This window comes from Streptomyces sp. LZ34, from assembly GCF_053890475.1.
The window spans coordinates 6,205,230-6,217,522 of sequence record NZ_CM132680.1 but is presented as its reverse complement, the minus strand read 5'-3'; the positions used below and the strand labels follow the sequence as shown (position 1 = coordinate 6,217,522).

The following is a 12,293-nucleotide window of genomic DNA, read 5'->3' as shown; positions in this document are numbered from 1 at the left end:
TGTGCGCGGGCGCCGCCGCTCCCAGCCAGGTACCGCCGGTGCCTGGATAGGCCATGGCGCCGGGCGCAGGCTCGGGGACATGAACGACACACCGAACAACACCACCCCGATCGCCCCGGCCCCCGCCCCGCCGCTGGGCCTGCTGTCCGGCAAGGCCGTTCTCGTGACCGGCGCCGGGCGCGGCATCGGCGCCGCCGCGGCGCGGCTGTTCGCCCGGGAGGGCGCCAAGGTGCTGCTCGCGGCCCGTACGGAGGACCAGCTCAAGGCGGTGACCGAGGAGATCGGGGCGGCGGGCGGCACCGCGGACCATGTGGTGTGCGACCTGGCCGACCCGACCAGTGTCCGGGCCGCCGTGGAGCGGGCCGTGGAGCAGTACGGGCGCCTCGACGCCGCCTTCAACAACGGCGCGACGGGCGTGCCGCCGGGCCCGCTGGACCAGGTGCGGGAAGAGGACTTCGACCACGTCTACGCCGTCAACCTCAAGGCCGTCTGGGTGGCCATGGCCGCCGAGGTCGCGGCCATCCGCGCCACCGCCGGGACGGGCGCCATCGTCAACACCTCCAGCGTCGGCGGTCTGATGGGCAACCCCCAACTGCCCGCGTACGGCGCCATGAAGCGGGCGGGCAACAGCCTCACCGAGTCGGCCGCCGTCACGTACGGCCCCGAAGGCATCCGCGTCAACGCCATCGCGCCGGGCACCACGCTCACCGAAATGTTGCACGACTGGGAGGCGGAGTCCCCCGGCATCATCGAGCAGCTCAACTCCCGGACCCCGCTGCGCCGCGCCGCCGACCCGGACGAGATCGCTCAGGCCGCCGCCTGGCTGCTCAGCGACCGCTCGTCGTATGTGACCGGCACGGTCCTCAGGGTCGACGGCGGCATGCTGGCCTGAGGCGGGCGGGGCCTCACCCCGTGCCGGACGGGGAGGGCCGGGCCGTGGGCCGGTCCGGGCGCACGGAGAACGCCGTGTCCCCGACCGTCGCCACGATCGCGTCCTTGATGAGCGACACGCTCGGCGGGGTGGCCACCTTCCCGCCCCCGAGGTCGCTCGGTGTGGCGGTGCGCCACGCCTCCTCCCCGCTCTTGGTGTCCAGAGCCAGCAACCGGCCGAAGCGGTTGCAGAAGTACAGCCGTCCGTACTTCTTGGACACCACCGGCGCGGACAGGTTCTCCATGTCCGTCGTCGTCCGCCACAGCCGCCGGCCGGTGTCCGCGGACACGGCACTGATCATCCCGTTGGCCCGGACGAAGTAGACGACACCGTTCAGCAGGGTGGGCGAGCCGTACATGATGTGGGACAACGCGGTCCGCTTGGTCTCGCCGGTGCGCGGGTCCACCCGGATCAGGGCGTTGTACGGCCGTTCGAATCCCGAGTCGTACACGTCCTTCGCGGTCTGCGGCGCGAGGAACAGGGGCTGCCCCTTGAAGGCGCCGAGGGTCAGCGCCTTGCGGGGGAGGGTGGCGAGTTCGCGCTGGGTGCCGTCGGCGGGGTCGAGGCGCAGCAGGGTGTACGGGCCGTCGACGGCCAGCCCGTGCCTGTCGACGGGTGAGCAGAGGGCGTACGGGACGCCGCCCAGCGCGGTCGGCTCGCAGAAGGCCCCCGCCCGCGCCGGCGACCGCCACAGCAGTTCCCCCGACGTCCCGTAGGCGATGAGCTCCTGCTCCCCGTCAGACAGCGTCAGCACTCCGTCGGAGAACAGGTCCGCCGACGCGGACCCGCTGATCTGCTTCTCCCACCGCTGTTCCTTGGCGTCGGCGTCCAGCGCCACCACCTGTCGGCCCTTCTCCGCCGACTTCTGGTAGACGTAGACGACCCCGTCCCGCACCCCGATCGGCCGCGCCTGCTGGGGGGTGTCGCCCCATCGCCCCTGGATGTGACCGGTGGCGGCGTCGACCGCCGCGACGGTGAATCCCGTTCCGGCGCAGTACAGGACGGTGGCGCCGGACACACACCCGGACTGTCCGTAGACCAGAGGGGGGCCCGGGGCTGCGACATGCAGCGACGTACGCCAGGGGCGCCAGCCCTTGGGCAGCCCTGCGGTGGGCGCGGACTCGGTGGCCCTGTCCTGCGGCGTGGGCGAGTCCGTGGCGAACATCACCGCCGCGACGGTCAGCCCGGCGAGGGCCAGGGCCGTGCCGACGGCGGTGAGGATCAGCCGCCCGCGGCGACGCCGCCCGGCGGCGGCCTCGCCGGGGAGCCGGGGCGGCGGGGCTTTGGGGGCTCCTTCGGCGTTGGGCCCTTCGGCGTTGGGCCCTTCGGTGGTCGGCCTGTCAGCGGTCGAGGGGGCCGCGGCGGCGAAGTCCGGCAGCGCTTCGAGCATGCGGTGCAGCTCGGCCAGGTCGGGCCGCTTGGCCGGCTCCTTGTCCAGGCAGCGTTCGGCGATCCGCACGAGCGGCCCCGGGACCCCGTCCAGCGTCGGCCGCTCGTACATCACCTGATAGCCCGACACATACGGGCTGTCGGAGTCGAACGGCCCGACGCCCCTGGCCGCGTACACCAGCAGCGACCCCAGCGAGAACACATCCGAGGCCGCGGTGACCCCCCGGGGCGTGCGCAGTTGCTCCGGCGACATGAAGGGCGGGGTGCCCAGCACCCTCCCGATGGTGACGGTCAGCGTCTGGTTGTCGGCGGCGCGCGAGATGCCGAAGTCGATGACGCGCGGCCCGTCCTCGGCCATCAGGATGTTGGAGGGCTTCAGGTCCCGGTGCACCACCCCGACCTGGTGGATGTCGCGCAGCGCCTCGACGAGACCCAGCCCCAGCGTCCGCAATGTCCGCCCGTCCAGCGGGCCTTCCTTGCGTACGACTTGGGACAGGGTGGGCCCGGGCACGTACAGCGTGGCCATCCAGGGCCGTTCGGCATCCGGGTCGGCGTCCACCACGGGAGCGGTGAACGCCCCGCTCACCTTGCGCGCCGCCGCGACCTCCTGCCGGAAACGCGTCCGGAACTCCTCGTCCTGCGCGTACTGCTGGTGCACGAGCTTGACCGCGACATACCGCCCCGAGGCCGAGCGCCCGAGATAGACCACGCCCATGCCGCCCGCGCCGAGCCGGTCGACCAGGGCGTAGCCGCCTATGGATTCAGGATCCCCGGTACTCAGGGGCATTGCCCGTCCTCTTTCCCGTCGCCCGAACGCCTGTGCCCGCACTACATTAGGCTGGGCGGGACCGCGCGAGCGCCCGGCCACGCCCAAGTCGCCGACGAGTCGTTACAAGCGGGGCATGGGCGCGACGTCAGCCCGCTGCCGCATGGCAGAAGCGGCAGCCGTCCCAGTACGGCAAGGCGCCCAGCACGCGGTGCGGTACGCACGAAGCGACCGCGGCCTCGCCGGGCCCGGGGAAGACGCCGCCGTCACGGCGTACGGCGCCGGCCGGGTCGAACGCCTCGACCATGGCCTTGAACCGCCGCAGATACCCCTCCGCGAACGGCGGCTCGTACCCCAGCTCGTCCCAGCGGTGCCGGCGCAGGGCGAGGTCCACCGCACGCACCACGAAGCCCTTGGCCCGGGCCCGCTCGGCGGGGGTCGACCCCCAGTCGATCTCCTCCAGGTCGAACCCGACGGCCCCGCGCCCCATGACGTTCTGGTCCTGGAGGGTCAGGAGGGCGGCGAAGCGGTGGTCCCAGGCGTCGCGCGCGAGATCGGAGACGGCGAGCGTCAGGACGTCGACGAAGACGTCCGTACCGCCGTTGGACAGGGAGAGGCCGTCGCCGCCGCCCCGGAACACGTTTCCCACCCGCGTCACGGTACGCAGAGCTCGGGCCGTCGCGAGGGCTCAGGGGTGCATGCGAGCGCCCTTGAGCACCTTGTCGACCGCGTTGCGCGGCCCGTACACGGCAAGCCCCACCAGGTCCAGCTGGTCCCTCGGCACGGCCCGTACCGCCGCGCGGTTGTCCCGGTCGTTGCTGGTGGCGAAGAGGTCGGAGGTGAACACCGCCCGGGGAAGTGAGCGGGACAGCGCGCGGGCGTGCGCCGCGGTCAGCGTCTCCTTCGTCCCCTCGAAGACCAGGACGGGCTGGCGGAACATCGGCAGGTACGGGGTGCCGTCGGCGTCGGCGTACGGTTCGCCGATCACTTCGGGCAGCTCCGAGCCCAGGCCGCTGACCAGGAACGCGGTCACATTCAGCCGCTGCCAGGGCTGCAGATCCTCGCGCAGCACAACGGCGATCTTCGTGTCGAAACGTACGGGCGTGGTCTCAGTCGTCATGCTCCGAGGCTGCCGACCGCCCCGCCGTATCGTCTTGTACGTTTCTTGCATGGTGTCCCGGCACGAGGTATTCGCGTGGCGCCCGCAGGTCCCGGGCGTCGTGGAGGTCTTCCACGCCCATTTCACCGAGCACGCGTACCCGATGCACGTCCACGACGTGTGGACCTTGCTGATCGTCGACAACGGCGCGGTCCGCTACGACCTGAACCGCCGCGAGTGCGGCACCCCGCACGACGCGGTGTCCCTGCTTCCCCCGCAGGTCCCGCACAACGGCTCACCCGCCACCCCGCAGGGTTTCCGCAAGCGCGTGCTCTACCTGGACCTGCCCCAGCTGGACGAGGGCCTCATCGGCCCCGCGGTGGACAACCCCGACATGGCCGATCCCCTCCTGCGCCGGCGCATCGGACAGCTGCATTCGGCATTGGCGCAGCGCGGCGACGAGCTGGAGGCGGAGAGCCGGCTCGCCCTGATCGGCGAACGGCTGCGCGGACACCTGCTGCCCCGGCTCGCCGCCTCCCCGCCCGGGGCCGGCCCCGGCGTGGCCCACAGCCTGCGGGAGCTCCTCGACGAGCGGCTGATCCAGGGTGTGACCCTGGATGATGCCGCCACGCTGGTGCACGCCCACCCCACTCACCTGGTACGGGCCTTCAGCACGGCCTTCGGTATCGCCCCGCACCAGTACCTCATGGCCCGACGGGTCGACCACGCCCGACGGCTGCTCCTCGACGGCCGACCGCCCGCGGAGGTGGCGACCGCGGTCGGCTTCTACGACCAGTCGCATCTGACCCGGCACTTCAAACGCTTCGTGGGCGTCACCCCGGGGCGCTACGCCGGGAAGGCCCGTCCCCGCGGTCGGTCGCCCGGCGAGGCCGCCTGACGGCCGGGGCCGATGATCCGGTGGCCGACCTGGGCCATTACCTGCGAGGTCATCGACCCCGGCGGCCCCCGTACGCCACGATCGTCGGCATACGGAGAACCACGGCCCGCCGACCGGAAGGACGCCACCCATGTCTGCCTACGCCATCGCTCACCTGCGGGAGGCCGCCCCGCACCCGGAGATCGCCGAGTACATGGAGCGCATCACCGCCACCTTCGAGCCGTACGGCGGCCGCTTCCTCGTGCACGGCACGCAGCACGAGGTGAAGGAGGGCAGCTGGCCCGGGCACGTCGTGGTGATCGGCTTCCCCGGGATGGCCGAGGCGCGGGCCTGGTGGGACTCGCCCGCGTACCAGGAGATCGCACCGCTGCGCTCGCGGCACATCGAGGGCGACATCATCCTGGTCCCCGGCAACCCCGAGGACTACGACCCGGCTTCCACCGCGAAGGCGATACGGGAGGCGCACCTGGCCGGGCCGGCTTCTCTCGCGTGAACCGCGGGCGGTCACGGCCCTTGCCTGTTGCAGGCCATGCGGCATAAGTTACCGACAGGTAGCGCGAAGGAGTAGCCATGCCCACGCTGGACCGCCAGGACAACGTTTTCGTACTCGACCTCGGGGACGGCGAGAACCGCTTCCACCCCGACTGGCTCGCCTCCGTCAACGCCGCCCTGGACGAGGTCGAGCAGGCGGAGGGGCCCCGCGCCCTTGTGACGGCCGCCACGGGCAAGATCTACTCCAACGGCCTGGACCTGGACTGGCTGTTCGCCCACGCCGACCAACACCACGCCTATGCCGTCTCCGTACACGGCCTCCTGGCCCGGATGCTGTCCCTGCCGCTCGTGACCGTGGCCGCGCTACAGGGACACACCTTCGCGGCGGGCGCGATGTTCTCCCTGGCCCATGACGTCCGCGTGATGCGCGCCGACCGCGGCTACTGGTGCCTGCCCGAGGCGGACATCAACATCCCCTTCACCCCGGGCATGTCCGCTCTCATCCAGGGCCGGCTGGCCCCGCGGACCGCCCACGAGGCCATGGTCACCGCCCGCCGCTACGGCGGCCATGACGCGCTCGCCGCGGGCATCGCCGACCGTGCGGTGGCCGAGGCCGCCGTCCGGTCGACCGCCGTCGAGTTCGCCGCGGCGCAGACGGGCAAGGCCGGAGACGCCCTCGGCACCATCAAGGCCCGTATGTACGCCCCTGTCCTGGCCGCCCTGCGCGACAAGGACCTTCCCCTCGGCTGAAGCCTCGGCTGACGCCGATGAAGGCGAGCCCCGCTCCATGGTTCAGGTCGCGTCCCACAGACGTCGGTAGAAATCGATCCGTTCGGGGTCCGGACCGAGGCCGTAGGCGTCAAGGAGGGCATCCTCCCAGCCCGGCCCGTAGTTCCACTCGGTGTTCCCCGTGGCGACGGCCAGGTCCGCCCACCGGTCGGCGAGGCCGAGGGCGCCCATGTCCACATGGCCGGACCAGGAGCCGTCCTCGTGCAGGAGCGTGTTGGGTGCGCAGGGGTCCCCGTGGCACACGACCAGTCGGTCGACCGGCGGCGGCGCGGGCAGGTCCGCGGGCACCTCGACGCCCGCGCGCCGGGCCACTTCCAGGCGGTGGTCGACCGACCAACTGTACGGGCAGTCGGCCACGGGCAGCCGCTCGTGCAGCGCCCGGAGCGCCGTCCCCAGCGCGCGGACGGCCGTCCGCGGGTCCGCCTTCCACCGTGGGCTGACGGCACTCTCGCCCGGCAGCCCCTGGGTCACCATCCAGGATCCGTCCTCGTCGGCGCCGAGGTCCAGAACCTGAGGCACAGTCGTATAGCGGCCGGCCCAGCGAAGGCGGGCGGACTCGGCCGCCAGATCCGCCCCCGAGCCCTTCGGATCCCACTTGGCGAACAGCCGACCCTCCCCGCTGCCGAGTTGGAAGGTCAAGCCGCCCAACTGGTTCTGCCACACCGGCAGTACGGGCCGGTCGCCGGCCAGGGCGGCGACCGGCGCGGGTACGCGCACATCGCGGGGCGGGGGTCCGGAGTAACGCATGTGCGCATGCTCCCCGTCCCGTGGCGCTGAAGCGAGTGATTTTGCATGGCATACGAGCACCGCGATCGCCGGGGCCGGACCGGCCTCGGCGATCGTGTCCGCGGTGGACTGTGGTCAGTGTGTTGTCCGGGTCTGCGCTCGGCGTTCGGTGGTCCAGTAGAGGAGGGCGATCAGGGGGAGGGTGGCGCCGAGGATGGTGAGGGCGGTCCAGCCTCCGGCGTGGTAGACGGTCGAGCCGAGCTGGGAGCCGGCGGCGCCGCCGAGGAAGAAGGTGGCGATGAAGGCGCTGTTGAGGCGGGCGCGGGCGGCGGGGTCGAGTTGGTAGATGGTGTGCTGGCCGAGGATGAGGGTGGTCTGGACGGCCATGTCGATCAGGATGGCGGCGACGGCGAGCAGGATGACGCTGTGCTGGCCGAGGCCTGCGAGGGCGAAGGCGAGTGCGGCGACCGTGAAGGCGGCGCCGGTCATGGGGCGCACGAGCTTGCGGTCGGCCCAGTGGCCGGCGAACGGGGCGATGGCGGCTCCGGCCGCGCCGACGAGGGCGAAGATGCCGACGCCGATCGGGGAGTAGTGGAAGTGGGGGCCGGTGAGGACGAAGGAGACGGTGGTCCAGAAGGCGCTGAAGGCGCCGAACATCGCCGCCTGGTAGAGGCCGCGGCGTAGCAGGACGGGGTGTGTGCGGACCAGTTGGATGGTGGAGCGCAGCACGTGGTGGTAGGGGATGGTGGTGGTGGGGGCGTGCTGGGGCAGGGCTGCGCGCAGGGCTATGGCGAGTGCGGCCATCAGGGCGGCGGAGCCGAGGAAGACGGTGCGCCAGCCGGCGAGGTCGGAGACGAGGCTGCTGAGTGTGCGGGAGAGCAGGATGCCGGTGAGCAGGCCGCTCATCACCCGGCCGACGACGCGGCCGCGGGTGTGGTCGGGGGCCAGGCTCGCGGCGAAGGGCACCAGGATCTGGGCGACGACGGAGGTGGCTCCGCTGATCAGTGAGGCGATCAGCAGCATGGTGAAGTTGGTGGCGAATCCGGCGGCCACGAGGGCGAGGGTGGTGACGGTGAGCAGGGCGGTGATGAGGTTGCGCTTCTCCAGCCGGTCGCCGAGCGGGACCAGGAAGAGCATGCCGAGGACGTAGCCGACCTGGGTGAGCGTGATCAGTCCGCCGGCGGTCGAGGTGCTGATGTGGAAGACCTGGCTCAGCGAGGACAGCAGGGGCTGGGCGTAGTAGAGATTGGCGACCGTCATACCGGAGGCGACGGCCAGGAGCACGACCAGCCAGGTCGGCACCCCGTGCGCGGCCTTTTCGGGCGCGGTCGCGGGCGTGGTCGCGGTCGTGGTCGCGGGCCGGCGCGGGGCCTGGAGCTGAGTGGATGCGGACACGGGCACCTTCTCGGGGAGAGAACCGCGGACGCGGTTCCGGGGAATCACTTGCCGGGGGGCGAGCAGCTCCATCGCTGCCCGCACGCCCTCTCCAGCGCCTGGCACGCGCCGTTGCTTCCCACCCCGAGGAGATGGTTCACGATGATGGTTATCTCCAGCGCAGATGGGCAGGGCCAGACCGGCTACCACCGGGGCTCGGTGACCGCCGTGCGGCGGATGACCACCTCGCCCTCGTCCGTGGCGACGGCGACCGCGTACAGACCGGGACGTCCGCCGTTGTACCTGAGGGGCAGGTCGGTGGCGCCGTCGCCGAGCCACGCGCGCATGTCCGCCGCGGTGCCGCCGACCTCCATCCAGGTGATCCCCTGGGGTGTGTTCCGCTGCCCGTCGCGTGGCTGCGCGGCCGGGTGCTCGGAGAGGTCCTCGACCAGGAACACGTTGGGCACTCCCCGCTGCCAGCAGGGAATCGTCTCGGGGACACGGATCGCGTTGCGCTGCACGCCGTCCGTCCGCTTGCGCAACGGTTTGTCGATGATGTCGGTGCCGAAGTGCTCGGCCAGCTTCTCCAGTTCCTCGCGTGAGTCGACCCGCAGGCACCAGCCGATGAACACGTCGCCGCCCTCGATCTGGTCGTAGAACCAGCGTGCGTTGGGGTTGGTCTGCGGCGAGTAGGCGTCGATGACGCTCTCGACCTCGATGTACTGGTCCGGCCCGACCGGGACGATGCGGTTGGCGATGCCGAGGTGGGGGAACCAGCCGCCCTCGTACTGTCCGAACCCCGTTTCCTCGCAGAGCTGTTCGGTGCCCGCGTAGATATTGCGGGATCCCAGCGAGATGTGGTCGATCGTGAGCAAGGTGCTTCGTCCTTCGTGAGTGGGTGGTGACCTTCGTCAGTGGGCGGTGACTTCTTCGACGTCGCCGCGGTGCGAGGTGGAGGCGGGGGAGGTGGCGCCGCTCGCCCGTATCCGGTTGCCGGCCACGGTGACGACGGCACAGCCGATGAGTGAGGCGGCGATGAAGTACAGGCCGCTGTTGTAGTTGCCGGTCGCGTCGCGCAGCCACCCCACGATGTAGGGCGCCAGGAAGCTGCCGATGTTGCCGAGCATGGTGGTGAGGGCGATGCCGACGGACAGGGCGACGGGCCCGCGCAGGTGACCGACCGGGATCTGCCACATGAGGAAGAGGGCGGCATAGATACCGGAGGTGAGCAGGACGGTACCGAGCAGGGTCAGCCACAGGCCGGTGGTGTTGGCGGCCAGTACGGTGCCGGCGGCGGCCAGCAGCGCACCGCAGGCCACATGCCACACCCGCTCGTCGCGCCGGTCCGAGCTGGACACCCACACGAGGGCGACGAGCGTCGCGGGGATGTAGACCGACCCGGACAGCAGGCCCGTCTGGAGCACGCTCAGCTTGGTGTGGGCCTGCTCGGCGAAGCCGGTGATGATCAGCGGCAGGAACGAGGTGATGGCGACGAAGCCGACCCACAGGAGGCTGACGCCCACGGAGAGGGTGACCAGGCGCAGGTCGCGCAGGCGCTGGAGGACGTCGCTGAACCGGATCTTCGGCTTCTCCGTGGCGGCCTCCGCCGCGGTGACCCGCAGCAGGGCCTCCCGCTCCGGCTCCGTGAGCCAGGTGGCGGTCGCCGGAGAGTCGGTCAGGAAGCGGAGCAGCACCAGACCGAGGATGATCGTCGGCACGCCCTCCAGGAGGAACATCCACCGCCACCCGGCCACTCCCAGCATGCCGTGGGCGTACTGGATGATGGCCGCGGACAGCGGTGTTCCCAGGATCGCGTAGAACGGCAGACACACCAGAGCGGTGACCCGGCCGCGCATCCGCGGCGGGAACCAGATCGTCAGGTACATCAGCATGCCGGGGAGCATGCCTGCCTCGACGGCGCCCAGCGCGATTCTGCTCGCGATGAGGCTGCCCTCGCCCTGGATCAGGCTCGACGAAACGGCGACGACGCCCCAGGACATCGTGAGCAGACCGAGCCAGCGCCGCGGGCCGAGCCGGTTGAGCGCCAGGTTGCCGGGGACCTGGAGGGCGATGTAACCGGCCGAGAAGATCCCGGTGGCGAAGCCGAAGGCGGAGACGCTGATGCCGAGGTCGGCGTTCATGGTCAGCGCGGCGGTCCCGAGGTTGACCCGGTCGAGGTAACCGGCCGTGTAGAGGAGCAGGACCAGCGGTCCCAGTCGTCTCAGGGCCTTTCTGACGGCCTGGCGCTCGGCCAGGGAGATGTCTGACACGGTGGGTTCCCTTCTCGGAACGGTCTGTCCGCTGGTCGCAGCGGTGGAAGCGGTGGAGGGGATGGCGTCGCGTCGTGCCCGTGCCACCCGGGGAATGTCACAGTCCGAGGAACGCCCGCGCGTTGGCGGTGAGCGTTCCGGCGTCCGGGCCGTGGTCGGTGGCGAAGCGGACGGGGTCCGGCTGGGCCATGTCGAACGGGTAGTCGCTGCCGCAGACGACGCCGCCCTCGGCGGCCTGCGCGGTCAGCAGCCCCAGCGGGCCGGGGTCGTGGGTGACGCTGTCGAAGAAGAGCTCGCCGAACACCTCCTCCGGCGGCCGGGTCGAGTGGCGGCGCACATCGGCCCGGGTGTGCCAGCCGTGGGTCCACCGGCCGAGCAGCCATGGGGCGCATCCGCCGCCGTGTACGAAGCAGATCCGCAGCCGCGGCAGCTGCTCCTTGACGCCGCCCAGGATGAGCGCGGCGATGGCGGTGGCGGTCTCGACGGGGTTGCCGACGAGGTTGGAGAGGTAGTGCTCCGACCACTCGGGCCGGGGCAGTTGCATCGGGTGGACGAGCACGGCGAGGTCGAGGTCCGCGGCGTCGGTGAGGATGTGGCGCAGCATGCCCTGGTCCAGGGAGCGGCCGGCGAGCAGCGGCGGTATCGCGATCCCGGCGATGCCGTCGGTCCGGGCCAGCCGCTCCATCTGGGCGCGGGCCTCGTCGGCGTCGTCGAGGCTCACCATGCCGAGCCCCACGAGCCTGCCGCCCGCGTCGGAGGCCGCGTCGGAGACCACGGCGGAGAGTGCGCCGTTGAACGCCGTGACGTACCTGCCGGCCCCCGGCACGCCTCCCACGGGGAACGCGAACGGCGGTGCGGACAGGACCCGCACGCCCACACCCGCAGCGTCCATGTCCTTGAGGATCGCGGGGACGTCGCTCATCGCCCGGGTCGGAATGGACAGCGGGATGTCGCCGAGGTGGAGTTCGCCGTCGCGGTCGTGCATGTGCCCGTACGGAGCCCCCGGGGGGAGGTGGAACAGCTCGGTGGGCAGCCAGTGGGCGTGGACGTCGATGACGCCCTCGGCGAGCGGGGCGCTGATCACGCCTGTCCCTCCTGCCCGGCGTCCGGTCCGTCGCCGTGGATGTCCAGCGGCGCGTTGGCGCTGTCGAGGTGCTCGACGGTGGTGAAGACCAGCTCGGTGTCGCCGACGTTCTCGATGTCGTGCAGGAGGTACTCGCCCGGGCCGAAGGTGAAGTGGCGGGTCTCCCCGGCGGCGTAGGAGACCTCCCGGGTGGTGCCGTCGTGCGTGTGCTGGCGGCTGCGGCCCGCGTGCACGGCGGTCCAGAAGTAGTCGAGGACGTGCCGATGGGCGTGCCAGCGCTCGCCGGGGGCGAGCCGGATCTCCCAGACCCGCACCCGCGGGTTCTCGCTCAGCAGCCGGGAGCCGACCCGGCCGTCGTGGGAGTGCGCCTCGAACTCTTCACGCAGCCCCTGCGGCCATCCGTCGAACCCGGTGGCGACGAGGTCGCCTGCCAGAGGCAGGTCCGCGAGAAAGTTGTCACTGGTCATGGTTGCTC

At 71.6% G+C, this 12,293-nt stretch carries 13 protein-coding genes; 4 read left to right on the top strand and 9 right to left on the bottom strand.

Annotated elements, in window-relative coordinates:
- Window positions 1-79: 79 nt before the first annotated feature.
- On the top strand, window positions 80-892 hold the full coding sequence (locus ACWY4P_RS25190) for an SDR family NAD(P)-dependent oxidoreductase (protein ID WP_456202582.1): 813 nt from the start codon (window positions 80-82) through the stop codon (window positions 890-892).
- A 13-nt stretch (window positions 893-905) separates the two neighbouring features.
- Here ACWY4P_RS25190 and ACWY4P_RS25185 read toward each other — a convergent pair whose 3' ends face one another.
- From ACWY4P_RS25185 to ACWY4P_RS25175, 3 genes are all read right to left on the bottom strand, one after another.
- The gene (locus ACWY4P_RS25185; protein ID WP_456202580.1) at window positions 906-3,107 is read right to left on the bottom strand and encodes a protein kinase domain-containing protein; all 2,202 of its coding nucleotides are present in this window, start codon (window positions 3,105-3,107) and stop codon (window positions 906-908) included.
- A gap of 127 nt (window positions 3,108-3,234) precedes the next feature.
- Complete coding sequence (locus ACWY4P_RS25180) at window positions 3,235-3,735, bottom strand: hypothetical protein (protein WP_456202578.1); 501 nt, start codon at window positions 3,733-3,735, stop codon at window positions 3,235-3,237.
- Between the two features lie 39 nt (window positions 3,736-3,774).
- Entirely contained in the window at window positions 3,775-4,206 is a 432-nt protein-coding gene (locus ACWY4P_RS25175) for a DUF2000 family protein (protein WP_456202576.1), read from the bottom strand.
- Between the two features lie 49 nt (window positions 4,207-4,255).
- On the opposite strand from ACWY4P_RS25175, the gene ACWY4P_RS25170 reads away from it, so the two are divergent.
- From ACWY4P_RS25170 to ACWY4P_RS25160, 3 genes are all read left to right on the top strand, one after another.
- Window positions 4,256-5,083 carry an AraC family transcriptional regulator gene (locus tag ACWY4P_RS25170; protein WP_456202574.1) on the top strand — a complete coding sequence of 276 codons (828 nt, stop codon included), beginning with the start codon at window positions 4,256-4,258 and terminating at the stop codon, window positions 5,081-5,083.
- Window positions 5,084-5,213: 130 nt separating this feature from the next.
- Window positions 5,214-5,576, top strand: coding sequence for a DUF1330 domain-containing protein (locus ACWY4P_RS25165; protein ID WP_456202572.1), 363 nt, complete (start codon window positions 5,214-5,216; stop codon window positions 5,574-5,576).
- Between the two features lie 77 nt (window positions 5,577-5,653).
- A complete protein-coding gene (locus ACWY4P_RS25160; RefSeq protein ID WP_456202570.1) occupies window positions 5,654-6,325 on the top strand; it encodes an enoyl-CoA hydratase-related protein in 672 nt (223 codons plus the stop codon).
- A 42-nt stretch (window positions 6,326-6,367) separates the two neighbouring features.
- On the opposite strand, the gene ACWY4P_RS25155 is transcribed toward ACWY4P_RS25160, so the two are convergent.
- From ACWY4P_RS25155 to ACWY4P_RS25130, 6 genes are all read right to left on the bottom strand, one after another.
- The gene (locus tag ACWY4P_RS25155) at window positions 6,368-7,111 is read right to left on the bottom strand and encodes a phosphotransferase (protein ID WP_456202568.1); all 744 of its coding nucleotides are present in this window, start codon (window positions 7,109-7,111) and stop codon (window positions 6,368-6,370) included.
- Between the two features lie 114 nt (window positions 7,112-7,225).
- On the bottom strand, window positions 7,226-8,350 hold the full coding sequence (locus tag ACWY4P_RS25150) for an MFS transporter (protein WP_456213047.1): 1,125 nt from the start codon (window positions 8,348-8,350) through the stop codon (window positions 7,226-7,228).
- A 317-nt stretch (window positions 8,351-8,667) separates the two neighbouring features.
- Entirely contained in the window at window positions 8,668-9,339 is a 672-nt protein-coding gene (locus tag ACWY4P_RS25145; protein ID WP_456202566.1) for a VOC family protein, read from the bottom strand.
- Window positions 9,340-9,375: 36 nt separating this feature from the next.
- Window positions 9,376-10,734 carry an MFS transporter gene (locus tag ACWY4P_RS25140; protein ID WP_456202564.1) on the bottom strand — a complete coding sequence of 453 codons (1,359 nt, stop codon included), beginning with the start codon at window positions 10,732-10,734 and terminating at the stop codon, window positions 9,376-9,378.
- 97 nt (window positions 10,735-10,831) lie between these two features.
- Window positions 10,832-11,818, bottom strand: coding sequence for an amidohydrolase family protein (locus ACWY4P_RS25135; protein WP_456202562.1), 987 nt, complete (start codon window positions 11,816-11,818; stop codon window positions 10,832-10,834).
- The gene (locus ACWY4P_RS25130; RefSeq protein ID WP_456202560.1) at window positions 11,815-12,285 is read right to left on the bottom strand and encodes a hypothetical protein; all 471 of its coding nucleotides are present in this window, start codon (window positions 12,283-12,285) and stop codon (window positions 11,815-11,817) included. The genes ACWY4P_RS25135 and ACWY4P_RS25130 overlap by 4 nt, the downstream gene beginning before the upstream one ends.
- Window positions 12,286-12,293 lie beyond the last annotated feature (8 nt).

Coding starts and splice junctions, on each gene's coding strand:
- ACWY4P_RS25170 (WP_456202574.1), top strand. CDS start 4,256: ATGGTGTCCCGGCACGAGGTATTCGCGTGGCGCCCGCAGGTCCCGGGC.
- ACWY4P_RS25190 (WP_456202582.1), top strand. CDS start 80: ATGAACGACACACCGAACAACACCACCCCGATCGCCCCGGCCCCCGCC.
- ACWY4P_RS25160 (WP_456202570.1), top strand. CDS start 5,654: ATGCCCACGCTGGACCGCCAGGACAACGTTTTCGTACTCGACCTCGGG.
- ACWY4P_RS25165 (WP_456202572.1), top strand. CDS start 5,214: ATGTCTGCCTACGCCATCGCTCACCTGCGGGAGGCCGCCCCGCACCCG.
- ACWY4P_RS25130 (WP_456202560.1), bottom strand. CDS start 12,285: ATGACCAGTGACAACTTTCTCGCGGACCTGCCTCTGGCAGGCGACCTC.
- ACWY4P_RS25150 (WP_456213047.1), bottom strand. CDS start 8,350: ATGACGGTCGCCAATCTCTACTACGCCCAGCCCCTGCTGTCCTCGCTG.
- ACWY4P_RS25175 (WP_456202576.1), bottom strand. CDS start 4,206: ATGACGACTGAGACCACGCCCGTACGTTTCGACACGAAGATCGCCGTT.
- ACWY4P_RS25185 (WP_456202580.1), bottom strand. CDS start 3,107: ATGCCCCTGAGTACCGGGGATCCTGAATCCATAGGCGGCTACGCCCTG.
- ACWY4P_RS25155 (WP_456202568.1), bottom strand. CDS start 7,111: ATGCGTTACTCCGGACCCCCGCCCCGCGATGTGCGCGTACCCGCGCCG.